The sequence below is a fragment of the Paenibacillus mendelii genome, from assembly GCF_024498075.1.
Lineage (GTDB): Bacteria > Bacillota > Bacilli > Paenibacillales > Paenibacillaceae > Paenibacillus_Z > Paenibacillus_Z mendelii.
The window spans coordinates 23,750-39,690 of record NZ_JANHOF010000009.1; the positions used below are offsets into that span (position 1 = coordinate 23,750).

Sequence of the window (15,941 nt, forward strand, 5' to 3'; positions counted from 1 at the left end):
TTGGATCTTTTCATTCCGAATAAGTTAAGGGGCACCGATATTTTATTCGAAGGCTGATGATCAGGCTTCAAGAGGGGTATTCATCCAGGAGCGTCGGCTGTTCGAACGGAGCAGGAATCAACGTTGCTGCTTGTTTGTACATGGAGAATGGAGGGATAACAATGTCAATCTTGCGGTTTGTCGTCGCAGGTACGGGATGGGTAGCCGGTGAGTATTTGAAGGCGATTCATGACCGGGAGGATGCAGAGGTGTATGGTATCGTTAGCCAAAGTGCGGAACGCGCGCAGCAGCGGCTCACGGAATTGGCAATTGATGCACGTGTGTTCGAGCGTTACGAGGATGCGGTACTGGACCCTAATGTCGATGCCATCGTCCTGTGTTCCACACCGGAGCTTCGCCCCGAGCAAACGATTCTGGCTGCGCGCCACGGCAAGCATGTTGTGCTGGAGAAGCCGCTTGCCATGAATCGGAAAGACCTGCTGGAGATGGCCGATGCCATCGATTCTGCGGCGATTAAGACGGTAGCCGGGTTCGTGCTGCGGTGGAATCCATCGTTCCTGAATACGAAAGCGCTCGTGGAGGATGATGCGATCGGCCGCGTGTTTATGGCGCAGATTGATTATTGGCATCATGTCGGTCCACAATACCCGCAATACCGCTGGAGCAAGAGCAAGGAGCTCGGCGGCAGCAGCATGCTGTCAGCGGGCTGCCATGCGGTGGACGCTGTCCGTTATTTTGCCGGCGATATTGAAGAGGTAACCGCTTACGGCTGCCGTACCTGGGCCGATAGCGATTATGAATTCGACGCCAATGCAATTGCCATCTTTAAGCTGAGTAACGGTGGAATCGGCAAGGTGTCCTCATCCCTGGAGTGCAAGACGCCATACAAGTTTAATGTGCACCTGCTCGGGGAGAAGGGGGCTATCATGAATAATCAACTCTTCAGCCATAAGCTCCCCGGCCAGGTTGAATATGCGACGATCCCGACTATCCTACCGGACAGCGGAGACGTGTCCCATCACCCCTTTGCCGACGAAATCGATGATTTCATCTCGTCTGTCCTTCAGGGTACGAAGACTCGCTGCGATTTCTTTGATGCCCTGCAGTCGATGGAGGTTTGCTTCGCAATCGATGAGTCGATCGCAAGCGGACGCAGCATCAAGGTACCGGATTGGCGCAGCCAGGTCAGCGCGAATTAATTCAAATACAGGCTTTTTACGATGTGTGTTTATATCGTAAGAAGCCTTTTTTTAATATGGAGAATGGTGGGTTCAAGGTAAAGCAAGCCGTCAAGGCTTGTTCATTTGGCGGTAGGCGGACGGGGTAAAGCCGGTATGATCGCGGAACAGGCGGGAGAAATAAAATAGTGTCATGCCAACCTTCTCCGCGACATCGGAGACGGTCATTTGCGTTGCTGACAGCCAGTGCTTCGCCCGTTCCACCCGCATGGCGTTTAAGTATTGGACGGGGGTGCGGCCGGTAAATTGCTTGAACACTTGAATGAAATAGTTGGGATGATAATGAACCAGCCCGGCCAGCTCTTCGATCGTCATATGCTCACTAAGCCGCTGCTCCATGTAACGCAGCACGGTATACATTTTATCTACAATAGAAGAGGAACGGTTGAATTTGACGTCCTCTGCTTGCTCGACAAAACAAGCCATCATCTCCATCATCACGGCATTCAACCGGAATCCGGCAGACAGCTGATTGCTGTCCATTGCTTCTATTAAGGTCTGAAATAGCGAAACCCAGTGATCCCAGTCCTTAGGGTCATCAATCGTCAGCAAATAAGGCGTTTCCATAACATCAAAAAGCCGGAGGTCACCGACTGTCGCGGTGAAATGGCACCAATACTTGCTGTAGGTGTGATCGCTGATCGCGGAATAGCTTTGACGAACACCTGCAGGCATGAAGACGAGCTGGCGCTCGACAGGATGGAGCTCGGTATCCTCGATACGAACCAGCCCTTCGCCCTCCTCGATGAGATAGAAGCGGTTGAAATCCGGCACAAAATCAAGGTCACGCCAGGACCTCGATACTTTCGTATATTCGGCAGACCAGACCTGAAAACGTGTGGCATTCATGAACTCTTTCCATAAACGTCGTTTATCATCCATCGTCAAAGTGCCAATCTCCCTTATGCTGGAATCAATGAATGGTTATTAATGCATTACCATTATATAACGTGAAGTCATAGAAACGCGAGGGCAAGGTTTATGCCGGGAAGGCAATGGCTGCGGCTGCAAGATTATGCATATTCAATAATTGAAAAAGAGATCATGAAGAATAAAGTATATAATTATATCAAAAATGGAAAATAGAAGTCTGTCGAAATTTGTCGCCTTCGTAAGAGAATTCAAACGGATGAAATGTCGTTTACATTCTATAGGATTTCCTTGATAATTAATCGAATAGAAATATTATACAGATATTTTAAATTTAAGGGATTGAATTTGGAATATGTGGTCCATAGAATCCACCTAGCTTGCAATTTAGAGTGCATGGTGCAAGAGAGGGGGAGAAGGATCGGGAGCAGCGGCTGGAGAGCTTCGGTTCACAGCGATCCCGACATGGAATAACCAATGAACAAATAAAAACCCCGTTCATATAATGAAGGGGTTTAATAGTTATATGGCGCGCCCGATACGATTCGAACGTACGACCTGCAGTTTAGGAAACTGTCGCTCTATCCTGCTGAGCTACGGGCGCGTGGCAATGTTAATAATAGCATGGAAGCCTGAGGCGGCGCAAGCTCCTTAAAGGCCAGAAAAACCAGTCGTTCTGTTGCATTCCCTAAGGGAAGAATGATGAAGGCTCATGTCATCTAGCATCGTCAACAACCCACATCATACGCAGACCGGAGATGAAATGTAGAAATTTGTCGAAAATTTACTTGCAAAATTCGCGTGGTTATCGACAAGATTTTACAAAAATCTCTGTCTGTAAGGCGTATAATGGAATTGTTACCGATTGTAACATTCGATGCGATAGGAGCGATTCCCGAGGCGTCATGAAAGACAAAACTAAACTACTCGACGAGCTGCATGCGCTTCGCTTAAAGCTACTGGAGACCGCGGAGGCACGAGGCAGTCTGACCGACCCGGAAGTACTTGCCATTAGCGAAGCGGCCGATCAGCTGATCGTTTCCTTACAGCAACTACAGAAAGAAGAGCTTACACGAATACGATCAGACGATCAGCAACCTTCACCGTCATAACGTTACACCCTTTATGTGCGCCGTCTCAACTTGCGAAAGAAGTTCGTAAGAAGAGCGGCGCACTCTTCTTGTAATATACCGCTTATTAGCTCGGTTTCATGATTGAATCGGGGCTCATGAAGCAAATTCATCAATGTGCCGGCACAGCCGGCCTTGGGGTCTGCCGTGCCATATACAACCTTATGTATGCGCCCCTGGACCAATGCGCCCGCGCACATTGGACAAGGCTCTAACGTGACATACAAGGTGCAGTCGAGAAGCCGCCAAGCGTCAAGGTGCCGGCTCGCTTCGCGAATTGCAATCATTTCGGCATGCGCGGTCGGATCATGCGTCGTTTCACGCAGATTATGCCCTCTTCCAATGATTTGACCATCCTTCACGATGACGGCCCCAATCGGAACTTCCCCGATGGCCTCGGCTTTCATCGCTTCCTCAATCGCTTCCCGCATCCAAGCTTCATCTTCCTCGCGATAATAGTTCATCTATAATCGTCCTTCCACAATATGTTATATTATTACATTCGACATGAATCGAGCTGAAAAATTAGTCGAAATATGCCGCGAACACATATTCGTTTGTTAACACGTTGTGCACAAAGTTGTGGATAACTAAATTTTATACACAAATCTATGCACATTTTATCCAAAACACCTGTGTACAACGGGGATAACTTTTGAATTATCCTGACATTTTTGAAAAATATCATGAATTTTCTTGTTACAATGTGATAATCATTATTGCTCACTTTTACTTTTTCCTAAATATGTTATGATTCAGATAGATTCATTCACTCGGTTTAAAAAAGGGTGTGTCGTAAGATGTCGGTCAAAACGAAACTGTCTTTAATGGTTTCGCTCATCGTATTCGTCTTACTCGTTCTTAATGTGATTCTGAACGAATATTCGACGCGGGTCAACCTCCGGTCCGATGTGGAATCCACCATACTGCATACCAGCAATCAAATTGCAGCATCGGTTGCCCAATACGACAAGGGAAACCAATTGTATGACCGGGCCTTGGAAGACAAATTAAGAGCGGCATCCATCGAAGCGGCCGAACAATTAGGCAGTTCGGCGGAGGACATATCCAACGAAGAATTAGTCCTTCTTGCCTATCGGATTGGGGTATCACAGCTGGTTCTTCTTAAGAAAGAAGGAAATAGCTATGTCGTGAAGCGTTCCACCCGCAAGGGGGAGATCGGGTTAAATACCCAAGCATGGGGAAGCTGGGATCGTGTGCTTAAGCAGGGAGCGGGGAAAGCGCAATCATCGGCGAAGGCTTTCTGGACCGGACCCACGGAGTCAATCATCTCAGAGACGAATTATACGGAGAAATGGAGCTTCTACATAGACGAAAATCAGGATTACATAATCAGCTGCAGCCTTCAAGACCTTCAGGCAAGTACATATACCCCCATTTATAATCCTGGGGCCACAATAAAGCAGACGATGGCGAATAAACCAGCCATTCTAGAAATAACTGGTTTTGATCCGGCATATATAGAAGAGAACGCAAGCAAGACGGTCGACCGAAGGGCGGTCCGTTTCGGAACCTATGACTTTGAGGAAGCTTCAGCAGATGCTGCTTACATACGCAGAGCGATTGCAGGAGAGAACATATTTCATGATGCCGAGTTGCTCGGCAGGAGTGTCATTAAGAGCTTTCTTTACGTGGATGATCCGAATCCTTATGTCATTAGCGTCGTGATGGATAAGGGACCCATGTCAGCGGTAGTCCAAGAACAGCGGATCAATCAGATTATCATCTGCGGCGGGCTTCTGCTCATCGTGATTCTATGCAGCTATTGGCTGTCCGATATTCTGATGCGCCCTGTCCGCTCGATATTGTGGAAGGTGAATGAAGTCTCATTCGGACGTTTCGATAACTCTATAGAAGTGAAGCGTAAGGACGAGCTGGGGCAGTTGGCACAGCGCGTGAATGCCATGTCCAAAAACTTGGGAATCTATATGGCGAAGCTCAAGCTTGCCTTCGAAGAGAATCGTTCTATGAAGGAATACCTGGAATCGTTCATTAATCATACGACGGATGCGATACATGTTGTAGATCTGGAAGGGAGGATTACGCAAGTGAACCGAGCCTTCGAGCAGCTATTCGGGTACGAGGCGAGTGAAGCCATTGACAATATTCTGCCGCTCATTCCCGAGCACTTGGTGGAGGAAGAGCAGGAAGTGATGGAATGGCTGAAGGAAGGCAAGCTGCTCTCCTCCAGAGAAACGACACGAATGACCAAGAGCGGCGAGCTGATTGATGTAAGCATTACCACTTCGCCAATTCGTGATAAGCATGGTGCCATTCGGGCCATTGCCAGTATTACGCGGGATATGACGAGCCGCAACAAAATGGAGGAGCTGCTGCGGCGTTCAGAGAAATTGACGACCGTGGGCCAGCTCGCAGCCGGCGTCGCCCATGAAATCCGCAACCCGCTCACGACGCTGCGCGGCTTCCTCCAGCTGCAGCTGGAAACGGGTAAGTTGAACAACCGGCACATCAATATCATGCTCTCTGAGCTGGATCGGATCAACTTGATTGTCGGCGAATTTTTGATTTTGGCCAAACCGCAGGTAACGCGCTTCGAAGAGAAGGATATTCGGCTCGTGCTTAACGATGTCATTTCACTGCTAGATAGTCAGGCGCATCTTTGCAACATCGAGTTTGTCACGAAGTACACAGAGGAGTCGTGCCAGATCTCCTGTGAGGATAATCAACTGAAGCAGGTATTTATCAACGTGCTGAAGAATGCGATCGAAGCCATGCCGGAGGGGGGTCAAATCTCCATCGTTATTGGCCGGGAGGCTAATCGCTCCGTGATGGTCTCCATCACCGATCAAGGAATCGGCATACCTGAAGACATGATCTCGAAGCTCGGCGATCCGTTCTTCACCGGTAAAGAGAGCGGAACAGGGCTAGGCATCATGGTCAGCCAACGTATTATCCAGAGTCACCAGGGTACGATGGATATTGACAGCCGCGTCAACGTCGGCACCGTTGTTACGATCACGCTACCGCTGCTGACAGAGAAGAGTTTAGCCCAGAGAGAAGTCTCGGCAAGCCGAGACCATGCGAATATTGTACAATAGAGGAATAAGGCAGGTGGACGTAAATGGGTGAGCGGAGAAACGACCGTTCGAATGGTTATCGGGCCTTGCTTGTCGGGGCCACGGGACTTGTGGGCAGCGCGCTGCTCCGCCAGCTTCTAGCTGACAAGCAGTGCACACAAGTTACGGTGCTTGCTCGCCGTCCGCTTGCCGATGCGGTGTCTGCGGAGCTGCAAGGTAAGCTGCAGGTCATTATAGCAGACTTTGAGCAGATGGAAGAGGCGCTTGCCGGCGTAGAGGCCGAGGTTGTATTCTGTGCCCTAGGCACGACGATCAAGAAGGCGAGGACGCAGGAAGCATTCCGGCGGGTTGATTACGATTATCCGGTTGCGCTTGGTGAATGGTCAGTGCAGCAGGGCATCCAGAAGATGATCGTGGTGTCAGCCATGGGGGCGAATGCATCCTCGCGTATCTTCTACAGCCGGGTGAAAGGCGAGATGGAGCATCAACTGTCCGCATTCGGATTGCCTGAACTGCATGTGCTGCGTCCTTCTTTATTGCTTGGGAATCGGGCAGAGCTGCGAGTTGGGGAGAAAGTGGCGACGCTGTTGTCCCCCTTGCTTCGCGTTCTAACAGTCGGTCCCTTCCGCAGATACAGACCCATCTATGACGGGCAGGTGGCTGCTGCTATGCGTGCAGCCGCTGTCGATGATGGGCTGCTCTCCAAGCAGGGAAAGGTTCGAATGTATGAGAGTGACGAGATTGCTGCCGCGGCAGCTGTAATGGGTATGAGGTGAAGGTACGTTGAGGATCAATAAGTTTATTAGCGAAACAGGCTACTGCTCAAGACGAGAAGCGGACAAGCTCGTAGAGAGCGGCCGGGTAACCATTAATGGACAGGTGGCCGAGCTTGGCAGTCAGGCGGAGCTGGTTGATGATGTCCGTATCGACGGTAAACCGATTGGGGAGCAGAGGGGACATGTCTATCTCGCCTTGAACAAGCCCATTGGAATTACTTCGACGACGGAGACGCATGTGGAAGGCAACATCGTTGATTATATCGGCCACGCGGAACGGATCTTCCCGATTGGACGGCTCGATAAAGATTCGGAAGGTCTTATTCTGCTGACCAATGATGGAGATATTGTGAACCGGATTCTGCGGTCCGAGGGCCGGCATGAGAAGGAATATGTCGTGACGGTGGATCGTCCGATCACGCCGCGTTTCGTGAAAGGGATGAGCGAGGGTGTGCATGTGCTCGGCAGCATGACACTGCCCTGCATCGTGAAGCAGGAAGGTGAACGGGTCTTTCGCATGATTCTGACCGAAGGGCGCAACCGTCAGATCCGGCGGATGTGCGCAGCCTTCGGCTACAGTGTCCGCCGGCTGCGCCGGGAACGAATCATGAACATTGAACTCGGCAGTCTCGGTTATGGAAAGTGGCGCGACTTAACCCGCGAGGAGCTGACTCAGCTGTTCGCCACGCTGGATAGCCATTAATTCATGTCGATTGGTGACCATTTCCCAGGGAATAAAAAACAACGCCTTGAGACGAATCGTCCAGGGCGTTGTTGTATTATGAGGACCATAGAAGGAATTGGGGCACATACGCGTCATGGCCATGCATGTTTTGTTACCATAATGGGCATATATGCTTCTATCAGGAGTTTCATCTACTCTTACTGCTTCGGTGTAGCCGGAATGGGCGATGAGTTCTCCGGATCGATGAACTTGCGGATAATGGAGACTTCTACGCGGCGGTTCTTCGCACGCCCAAGCGCGTTGTTGTTCGAATCGACAGGACGGTGCTCCCCGTATCCGATTGCACTGAACAGTCGTGGGTCAAGCGACTTATTCGACAGCAAAATATCCATAAAGCGGATGGCCCGGCTTGAACTTAAATCCCAGTTCGACTTAAACTCCGAGTTCGAAATAGGCTCATTGTCCGTGTGACCGGAAACGACAATTTCATATCCGGGATATTTGTCGAACATATCCGAGATGGCGACGGCCAAATTGCGGGCTTCGGGCTTCACCGCGGCGCTGCCGGAAGCGAATAACGCTTTGTCGCTAATTGTAATCATCAGTTGGGATTGATTGAGCTTCGTATCCAGCTGCGTGGTCATGCCGTTCGTCTGAATGTATTTGTCGAGCTGCTTCTTCAGCTCTTCGAGCTCCTGCTGCTCCTGCTTCATCAGCGCTTCCCGATCCTTGGTGCGTGAATTGGTCTCGTCGGAAGGCCGGCGATTCCGCTTATCCGCATCATCCATCTGTTTGCCGGTCTCCATGATGGTCGTATTGTCCAGCACGCCGACGCCCGTGTTGAAGGCGATGTTGAATGCTTTGCTCATGTCTTCGAATTTTTTGGAATCGACCGAGCTCATTGCATACAATACGATAAACATAGCAAGCAGAAGCGTCAGCAGATCGGCATAAGGGATAAGCCATGATTCGTCCATATGCTCATCATGGTGGTCGCTTTTATACTTTTTGCTCAACGCCCTCCGCTCCCTTCTCACTCAATTTCAACCTTTCGGTCGGGGTCAGGAAGACGGATAGTTTCTGATTGATCGCAATGGTCGAAACGCCTGATTGAATGGAGAGCAAGCCTTCGACCATCATGAGGCGGAGGTCGATTTCCCGCTTGGAGAGACGCTTCAGCTTATTGGCGATTGGATGCCACAAGACGTAACCGGTAAAAATACCGAGCAAGGTTGCGATGAATGCTCCTGCGATAGCGTGAGCGAGCTTGCCCATATCACTCATATCGGAGAGCGCTGCAATGAGTCCGACAACGGCGCCCAGAACCCCGAGGGTTGGAGCGTAAGTGCCGGCCTGGGTGAAGATGAGCGCGCCACCGCGGTGGCGTTCTTCTGTTGCATGAATATCTTCGAGCAGGACGTCGCGTACCAGATCTTGGTCGTTGCCGTCGATGATCATGCGCATCCCATTGCGCAGGAAGCGGTCTTCAATCTCGTCGACATGCGTCTCCAATGCGAGCAATCCCTCACGGCGTGTAATTGTCGCCCATTGGGTGAACATTTGAATCAAGTCTTGACGCGGCATGAGCTTCTGTGGAAAGAAGATCATCTTAATTAATTGGGGAAACTTGGCAAGCTCCGATAGAGGGAAACCAATAAACAAGGAAGCCGCAGTTCCTACGAAAATGATCATGATAGCGGCGCCATTGACCAGATTCGAGATTGGGGCTCCTTTGAGCGTCATTCCGACAAGTACGGCAAGAACGCCAAGCACAACACCGATAACAGTTGATTTTTCCATGATGACACACCTCGTCCAGAAGAAATATAGTAATAAGCCGTGAGCCCGCGGTCACTTCGTCCGCTGACCCTGGTTAGGAGCCTGTCGAGGACAAAACTGATGTCTCTATTCTGACAATATAAACAGTTTTTCGACAACGCTATTCTATATTAATTATCGACAGAAACCTGCCGTAGATTAGAGCAAAATGGATGTTTTACGCGTCTAATGTTAATTTTCCGTGGATTTCGTGTAGAATAATCGTAAAGAAGAACAAATTCAAGCGAAGGTGGTCCATCATAATGGGCGTAAAGCACGCTAGAGAGTATAAGGAAATACTGGAGGAATTGACGGAGGCGATCGGATCGATCGACGACGGTTATCTGTTCTTCGATATGGAATCCGATGAATGGGAAGCATTGGCTGAGCCTGAGCGGATGGATGTCATGGAAGCGCTGGCGGACGATGTGTTCTATGGACTTGGCGTAGAGCCGGTCATTAAAGTCGGCGGCGGTATGGTGGCATACCGGCAGAAGCATCACTGTATTGAAGTATCCGTAGACGGCAGGGAAAGCCGGATCATTCGCTTGATTTGACCTATGGGAGGGGAAAATCGATGAGTAAGATGGAGAAGATGTCTGTGGCGTCGGCCGATGAAGCAATCGCGGCACTGGATGGCTGGGTACGCGAGGATGAGAAGTGGATTCATAGAAGCTACCGGTTCAAGACGTTCCCCGAGGCGATTGCTTTCGTGAATCTGGTTGCGGCTATTGCTGAGGAGATGGTGCATCATCCGTTCATCTCCATCGATTATAAGAGGGTTACGCTGCGGCTGACATCTTGGCATGCAGGCGGTTTAACCGAGCTCGATATGGATTCTGCCCGCAGATATAATGAAGCGTATACAACGGCTTCATAGGCGAATGATGAGAATTCGAGTCGAATGACACGAAACAAGTCGAATGACACGACACAAGTCGAATCTTTACAGAAAGGCTCGCCTCTCGTAAAATAAAGTCAGAATTTATGTTATAAAATCTGACAAGCAGATGACACGAGGGGCGCGGCGATATGGAAGCTTACAGATTGGCACGTTTGCTGCAAGGCGGGGCCGATAATGAACTGATCCCCTATTACCAGCCTATTCTGGCGCTGGATACACGCAAAATTATGGGCTACGAAGCGCTTGCACGCATTCAGACTGGCGCTGGCATGCGGAGCTTGGGGCCTTTCTTCGAAGATAAGACCGTGCCGATGAACGAGCAGATTCGAGTCGATCGGCTGCTCAGAGAGAAGGCGTTGTCTCATTTTTCACAGAGAGGGTTCGGGGAAACGGCCATGCTGTTTCTTAATATCAAGCCTTCCTGGATGTATCAAACCTATGTCGAAACCGGGGAATTGCCTACACTGCGACTGCTGGAGCAGTACGGGATCGATCCGCGGCGGATTGTGATCGAGATTACGGAGGAAGCCTTCCAGGGGCCGATGGAGCAGCTGCGCACCGTCGTTGATGTCTATCGGGGGCGGGGCTGCCGCATTGCGATCGATGATGTTGGGAGCGGGTTCAGCAATATGGACCGGATCGCGCAGATCGAGCCGCACATCCTTAAGATTGATATTCATATGCTGCAGAATAGTGAGAACCATCGCGGCTATTACGGGGTGCTCCGGTCCTTCTCCATGCTCGCTGATCAGATCGGCGCATCGCTGCTGGTCGAGGGTGTGGAGACGGAACAGGACTTTCAGAGAGCGATAGAAATCGGGGCGCGCTACGTGCAGGGATTTCTCTTCGCAAGGGCCGAGCCGGAGCTTCGGCCAGCTCTTTCTTTTGCGGGGATGATCGAACGCGGGCTAGAGGAGCGCCGAACAGCGATGATCGATGAGGAGCGCTATTGGCAGCTGCAGGCGGAGCGGCTGCGGTTGGTGACGGGAGCGGCCGCGGTCTGTCCTAATGCGCGGCCAGGACATGGTGGTATAGGGGCCGGTGCGGGTCTTGCGGTGCGGGGTACAGCTGGGGAAAGGGTTGGAGTGGAGCAGCAGGATCGATTCGTGGAGTCGCTCCTGCCTGAGCTTGAGCATTCCTGTATTCGCGTCTATATATGCGATGAGGCTGGTATTCAGCTTTCATCCAATTATATTCGCGATGGGGCTGGCGTATGGTGTCGGGAGGCGGAATATCGGGGGCTGAACTGGAGCTGGCGGCCGTACTTCATCCCCTTGTCGATTCAGCTGGAGGGTGACTCCGAGCAGGTCATGGTTTCGCGGACCTATACCGATCTGGACTCATTCGACCGCATTCGCACGCTGTCGGTACCCATGCCCGAAAATGGAATCTTATTCGCTGATTTTTCGGTTCCTTGTGATGATGAGATATGAAACGAAGTTCAATATGAAGGAAGTCGACTTTGGGATGAATCCGAAGTCGGCTTTTTTGTTTGGAGCATTTCAATATATAACATGTCATGTAATAATAACTGGGATTATGACCGATTACATTCAAATTCAATAGAATAAGCTTCAAATAACGATTGATTTTAAAGTAGACCTCTGTTATATTGGCAGAAACGTGTCATATAATATAACATAACTATTAATCGATTATAAGGGGATGAAGTGGGAATGAAGAAGAGTACGAAGAAAGTCAAATTGGCTGCGCTGCTAACGTTATCCTGCCTGGTCATGCAATCGATAAGCACATCGGTGTATGCCGAGGCTTCTATCAACGATTCTTCTGCTCAGCCCAAGACCCATCATCTCCCGGCTAACTCGGATCATGTCCGTTGGGGCAATATCGGCATGGGTGAACCCGTGCTGAGCGTAAACACCGGAGATATCATAACCGTAGAAGCTGTGACTCATCACTCGGGCGACGATTACGATAGAATGATTAAGGGAGACGCCGGGGTTGAAGATATTTTTCAATGGACCAAAGAGAGGAAGAATGAGTCTGATCGTGCGCCGGGGGTTCACATTCTGACGGGGCCGATTGAAGTTAAAGGGGCTGAACCTGGAGATGTGCTGGAAGTGCGAATTCTGGATATGAACTTGCGCCCTAGCGGGAATCCTGATTACGAGGGGAAGACCTATGGATCGAATGCGGCCGCCAACTGGGGCTATCTAAACGGGGATATGCTTGAGGATCCGAAGACGCGCGAAGTGATCACGATATACGAGATGGAGTCGGACGGCACGACAGATTATGCGAAAGCCGCATACAGCTATACCTGGACGCCGCAGACCGATCCGGACGGAAAGGTACATAACACAATCGATTATCCCGGCGTCATTGTGGATCACGATACGATCGTGAAGAAGCAGGATGTTCTGAAGGATGTCAGAATACCGGTGCGTCTACATTTCGGGACGATGGGTGTAGCGCCTAAGGAAGCGGATGTCGTCGATTCGGTACCGCCTTCCTATTTTGGAGGCAATATTGATGACTGGCGAATTGGGGAAGGATCGACGATGTACTATCCCGTATCGGTACCCGGCGCGCTGCTATCCGTAGGCGATCCGCATGCCGCTCAGGGCGATTCGGAGATGAACGGAACGGCTATCGAGACCTCGCTGACGGGCGATATTCAGGTCATTCTGCATAAGAAGAAGAATCTGGACGCCAAGCTGGCCGATCTGAGCTTCCCGCTATTGGAGACGGAGAAGGAATGGGTCTTGCATGGCTTCAGTTACGCGAACTATTTGGCGGAGCTTGGTGCCGATGCCCAGAAAGCGATTTATAAGAACTCATCCATTGATAAAGCAATGAAGGATGCAGCTTACAAATCGAGACGGTTTCTCATGGACGGTATGGGATTGACGGAGGACGAAGCGTATTCTCTCATGTCTGTTGCCGTAGATTACGGCATTACGCAGGTGGTTGACGGGAACTGGGGTGTCCATGCGTCTATCGACCGCACGATGTTCTCGGAAAAGGCGACGAGACTCATTACGCTGCGTGACCGGTTCGAGAGCTTCGGTGCGAAGGTCAAATGGAACAATACCGAACAAGCGATCACGATCACATACAGAAATAATACGCTCGTATTGAAGATCGGCTCGAATGAAGCAAGCTTCAACGACAAGAAGGTGAAGCTCCACTCGCCCATCCAGCTTGTAGAGGGATCGGTGAAAGGGACGGAGTACTTCGCGAAGATTTTTCAAGCGAAATTGATGACGGATAAGTAGAGAGGGACGGCTTTAAGGACTGAAAGTCCGGATTGGTAACACTTAGGACCACTCGGCATTACTTATCGAGAAAAATCGCCCTTTATGATGCCTTTGCGAGGCAAAATGAAGGGCGATTTTCTTGGTTGTTGTCCTTGGAAAACGCGCGGTTCGGGATTATTCTTCCGAAACCTTAGAGAAGAATGACAATGCGTATAGAGCAGACAAACCGACAATGATATAGACGATTTTGGCACCTATCGTATCCGACCCATCGAATATTTCCTCGACCACATTCCATTCGAAAATCCCGACTAACAACCAGTTTAAGCCGCCGATAATGAGAATAATCAAACTGATGATGTTCAACGCTTTCACTGAAGCTCGCCTCCCCTTTAGGTATAATACGGGTATCAAACGCGGCTTCGCAGGCATCTGCGAAATCATGCAACCCTTCCTGAGGGACACCTGAGGAACGATTGCACGGTACTCCCTAAAGGGTTATGCGGGAAAGCAGTCGAATAGTACGGAATTATGATTCGTTTAATCCGGGTTGTCCGGAGTTTCGTAGGTCATGCAGTGGACAAGTGCTATTCCTTGTGTCGAATGCCGTTCATAGGTGTCGGAGATGACAAAACCTGCGTTCTCGTACACCTTAATCGCCCGTGTGTTCCACACATGAACCTCTAGGTCGATTTCATCGCCGGGTGCTCTGCGCTGCGCCTCTCGAACGATGGCGGTGATAAAGCCGAGGCCCTGTCCTTGTCCGCAAAGATCCGGCCGCAGGCCCAGGCCTAGACGGGTAACGCCAAGAAGGGGAAAGAATTGCGCGAATCCGACAAATGTTCCTTCGCGATCTAGAACGGCCGCATATTGAAGTGCGCGAAGGACGGGATCGCCGAATTCGCGACCCTCTACCTGCATCTCCGCCCAGCTCGTCCAATTGTAAAAGTCGAACGGCGGCTCATAGTGCCACTCGCAAAGCTGCTGGGCCAGATGTTCGTCGAGCGGGGTGACGGTATAGGGAGCAGCGTCTGCATGATTGCAATCAGACATGGCATAACCTCCTGCGTAAGATGAAGGGACGTTCCGTTATGACGATGTGCTTCATTATAACAAATTCCGGACAGGCATGATAAAATGGGGAGAAGAACGCGAGCAGCAGCTTGATCAATCGGATGTTATGGATCCGAACTGTGGAAGGGGTAATTCGAATGGAAGCAATCGTATCCGCAAAATGGACGTTGGCCCGGCTTTACGAGCCTGATCTGGTGATCGTGGATTGCCGGTATATGATGGGACAGCCGGATGCCGGACGTGAAGCCTATGAGCAATCTCATATTCCAGGCGCCGTGTATTTGGATTTAGAACGGGATCTTTCCGGTGAATTGGACGAGTATGGAGGAAGGCATCCGCTGCCTGATCCGGCGACGCTGGCACATCGCTTTGCACAAGCGGGTATTAGCAATGACAGCCGTGTCGTGGCGTATGACAGCCAAGGCGGGGCTATGGCTTCCCGGCTATGGTGGCTGCTTCGCTATTTGGGGCATGAGAAGGTATATGTGATGGACGGGGGATATACAGCGTGGCAGGAAGCGGGTTTCCCGGTGACTGCAGAGCAGCGCATTACAATTCCGGCTTCATTCTACGCCATTGTCCAGCATCGAATGCTAGCCGAGGTGTACGATGTCCAGTCGAAGCTGGGTGCGCCTGATGTCGTGCTGATCGATTCGCGTGAAGCCCCGCGCTACCGCGGCGAAGTCGAGCCGCTTGACCGGGTCGCCGGCCATATCCCTGGCGCCATCAATCGTTTCTGGAAGGACGGAATTGATGATCAGGGGCTGTTCAAAAGTGCTGAAGCACAGAAGGAACGGTTTGCCGCGCTGCAGGGCGCGAAGGAAATTATTGTGTACTGCGGTTCTGGCGTAACCGCCTGCCCGAATGTACTGGCGCTGCAGCAAGCGGGTTTCGACAATGTGAAACTGTATGCGGGAAGCTGGAGCGATTGGATTAGTTATGAGGAGAATCCGGTGGCGACGGGGGAAGAGTAAGAACCTAAAAACGTATAGCAGTACATGAAGTTCAATTCAGAGCGCGGTGATCTCAACACCGCTGCTCTGTTTTTTTATGCCCAAGTGTCAACACGGAGTCAACAAGCAGCTCCTGAAAATATAATGCTGCTACGTTTGCTGCTTCAAGGACCCGCAGAGATGCGAGTCCTATTTTTATTTCTTTATAAAACA

16 protein-coding genes and 1 tRNA gene are annotated in these 15,941 nt (G+C 50.6%); 10 read left to right on the forward strand and 7 right to left on the reverse strand.

Translation table 11 applies throughout. The annotated features are described in order from the left end of the window. Positions 1-161: 161 nt before the first annotated feature. Positions 162-1,199 (forward strand): Gfo/Idh/MocA family protein, encoded by a 1,038-nt coding sequence (locus NNL21_RS23465; RefSeq protein WP_204821106.1) that lies wholly within the window; start codon positions 162-164, stop codon positions 1,197-1,199. Positions 1,200-1,289: 90 nt separating this feature from the next. Here the strand turns inward: NNL21_RS23465 and NNL21_RS23470 are convergent, their stop codons facing one another. After that, a complete protein-coding gene (locus NNL21_RS23470; RefSeq protein WP_204821105.1) occupies positions 1,290-2,120 on the reverse strand; it encodes a helix-turn-helix domain-containing protein in 831 nt (276 codons plus the stop codon). 515 nt (positions 2,121-2,635) lie between these two features. Continuing rightward, positions 2,636-2,712: transfer RNA gene (locus tag NNL21_RS23475), tRNA-Arg, on the reverse strand. A 301-nt stretch (positions 2,713-3,013) separates the two neighbouring features. Between NNL21_RS23475 and NNL21_RS23480 the strand changes: the two genes are divergently transcribed. Beyond that, entirely contained in the window at positions 3,014-3,220 is a 207-nt protein-coding gene (locus NNL21_RS23480; protein ID WP_204821104.1) for an aspartyl-phosphate phosphatase Spo0E family protein, read from the forward strand. Between the two features lie 11 nt (positions 3,221-3,231). On the opposite strand, the gene tadA is transcribed toward NNL21_RS23480, so the two are convergent. Next, complete coding sequence (gene tadA / locus NNL21_RS23485) at positions 3,232-3,702, reverse strand: tRNA adenosine(34) deaminase TadA (RefSeq protein WP_204821103.1); 471 nt, start codon at positions 3,700-3,702, stop codon at positions 3,232-3,234. Between the two features lie 336 nt (positions 3,703-4,038). Between tadA and NNL21_RS23490 the strand changes: the two genes are divergently transcribed. From NNL21_RS23490 to NNL21_RS23500, 3 genes are read left to right on the forward strand one after another with little or no spacing between them, the layout of a single operon-like run. Further along, positions 4,039-6,318, forward strand: coding sequence for a sensor histidine kinase (locus NNL21_RS23490; protein WP_204821102.1), 2,280 nt, complete (start codon positions 4,039-4,041; stop codon positions 6,316-6,318). Positions 6,319-6,341: 23 nt separating this feature from the next. Beyond that, positions 6,342-7,073 (forward strand): NAD(P)H-binding protein, encoded by a 732-nt coding sequence (locus NNL21_RS23495; RefSeq protein ID WP_204821101.1) that lies wholly within the window; start codon positions 6,342-6,344, stop codon positions 7,071-7,073. A gap of 7 nt (positions 7,074-7,080) precedes the next feature. Beyond that, a complete protein-coding gene (locus NNL21_RS23500) occupies positions 7,081-7,776 on the forward strand; it encodes a pseudouridine synthase (RefSeq protein WP_204821100.1) in 696 nt (231 codons plus the stop codon). A 179-nt stretch (positions 7,777-7,955) separates the two neighbouring features. Here the strand turns inward: NNL21_RS23500 and motB are convergent, their stop codons facing one another. Beyond that, entirely contained in the window at positions 7,956-8,774 is an 819-nt protein-coding gene (gene motB / locus NNL21_RS23505) for a flagellar motor protein MotB (protein ID WP_204821099.1), read from the reverse strand. Continuing rightward, positions 8,758-9,558, reverse strand: a complete 801-nt coding sequence (motA, locus tag NNL21_RS23510) for a flagellar motor stator protein MotA (RefSeq protein ID WP_204821098.1) — start codon at positions 9,556-9,558, stop codon at positions 8,758-8,760. The genes motB and motA overlap by 17 nt, the downstream gene beginning before the upstream one ends. 281 nt (positions 9,559-9,839) lie before the next feature. On the opposite strand from motA, the gene NNL21_RS23515 reads away from it, so the two are divergent. The 4 genes from NNL21_RS23515 (at position 9,840) to NNL21_RS23530 (ending at position 13,719) form a co-directional block, all read left to right on the forward strand. Further along, positions 9,840-10,133, forward strand: a complete 294-nt coding sequence (locus NNL21_RS23515) for a hypothetical protein (protein WP_204821097.1) — start codon at positions 9,840-9,842, stop codon at positions 10,131-10,133. Positions 10,134-10,153: 20 nt separating this feature from the next. After that, positions 10,154-10,456, forward strand: a complete 303-nt coding sequence (locus NNL21_RS23520) for a 4a-hydroxytetrahydrobiopterin dehydratase (protein WP_256555432.1) — start codon at positions 10,154-10,156, stop codon at positions 10,454-10,456. Positions 10,457-10,608: 152 nt separating this feature from the next. Beyond that, a complete protein-coding gene (locus NNL21_RS23525) occupies positions 10,609-11,913 on the forward strand; it encodes an EAL domain-containing protein (RefSeq protein WP_204821096.1) in 1,305 nt (434 codons plus the stop codon). 243 nt (positions 11,914-12,156) lie between these two features. Further along, positions 12,157-13,719, forward strand: coding sequence for an acetamidase/formamidase family protein (locus tag NNL21_RS23530; RefSeq protein ID WP_204821095.1), 1,563 nt, complete (start codon positions 12,157-12,159; stop codon positions 13,717-13,719). Positions 13,720-13,875: 156 nt separating this feature from the next. Here the strand turns inward: NNL21_RS23530 and NNL21_RS23535 are convergent, their stop codons facing one another. Both NNL21_RS23535 and NNL21_RS23540 read right to left on the reverse strand, forming a co-directional pair. After that, a complete protein-coding gene (locus NNL21_RS23535; RefSeq protein WP_204821094.1) occupies positions 13,876-14,076 on the reverse strand; it encodes a DUF378 domain-containing protein in 201 nt (66 codons plus the stop codon). A gap of 165 nt (positions 14,077-14,241) precedes the next feature. Then, the gene (locus tag NNL21_RS23540) at positions 14,242-14,754 is read right to left on the reverse strand and encodes a GNAT family N-acetyltransferase (RefSeq protein ID WP_204821093.1); all 513 of its coding nucleotides are present in this window, start codon (positions 14,752-14,754) and stop codon (positions 14,242-14,244) included. Between the two features lie 158 nt (positions 14,755-14,912). Between NNL21_RS23540 and NNL21_RS23545 the strand changes: the two genes are divergently transcribed. After that, complete coding sequence (locus NNL21_RS23545) at positions 14,913-15,749, forward strand: sulfurtransferase (protein WP_204821092.1); 837 nt, start codon at positions 14,913-14,915, stop codon at positions 15,747-15,749. The last annotated feature ends 192 nt before the right edge of the window (positions 15,750-15,941 follow it).

Coding starts and splice junctions, on each gene's coding strand:
- NNL21_RS23540 (WP_204821093.1), bottom strand. CDS start 14,754: ATGTCTGATTGCAATCATGCAGACGCTGCTCCCTATACCGTCACCCCG.
- tadA (WP_204821103.1), bottom strand. CDS start 3,702: ATGAACTATTATCGCGAGGAAGATGAAGCTTGGATGCGGGAAGCGATT.
- NNL21_RS23490 (WP_204821102.1), top strand. CDS start 4,039: ATGTCGGTCAAAACGAAACTGTCTTTAATGGTTTCGCTCATCGTATTC.
- NNL21_RS23515 (WP_204821097.1), top strand. CDS start 9,840: ATGGGCGTAAAGCACGCTAGAGAGTATAAGGAAATACTGGAGGAATTG.
- NNL21_RS23520 (WP_256555432.1), top strand. CDS start 10,154: ATGAGTAAGATGGAGAAGATGTCTGTGGCGTCGGCCGATGAAGCAATC.
- NNL21_RS23470 (WP_204821105.1), bottom strand. CDS start 2,120: ATGGATGATAAACGACGTTTATGGAAAGAGTTCATGAATGCCACACGT.
- motA (WP_204821098.1), bottom strand. CDS start 9,558: ATGGAAAAATCAACTGTTATCGGTGTTGTGCTTGGCGTTCTTGCCGTA.
- NNL21_RS23525 (WP_204821096.1), top strand. CDS start 10,609: ATGGAAGCTTACAGATTGGCACGTTTGCTGCAAGGCGGGGCCGATAAT.
- NNL21_RS23495 (WP_204821101.1), top strand. CDS start 6,342: ATGGGTGAGCGGAGAAACGACCGTTCGAATGGTTATCGGGCCTTGCTT.
- NNL21_RS23545 (WP_204821092.1), top strand. CDS start 14,913: ATGGAAGCAATCGTATCCGCAAAATGGACGTTGGCCCGGCTTTACGAG.
- NNL21_RS23465 (WP_204821106.1), top strand. CDS start 162: ATGTCAATCTTGCGGTTTGTCGTCGCAGGTACGGGATGGGTAGCCGGT.
- NNL21_RS23480 (WP_204821104.1), top strand. CDS start 3,014: ATGAAAGACAAAACTAAACTACTCGACGAGCTGCATGCGCTTCGCTTA.
- NNL21_RS23530 (WP_204821095.1), top strand. CDS start 12,157: ATGAAGAAGAGTACGAAGAAAGTCAAATTGGCTGCGCTGCTAACGTTA.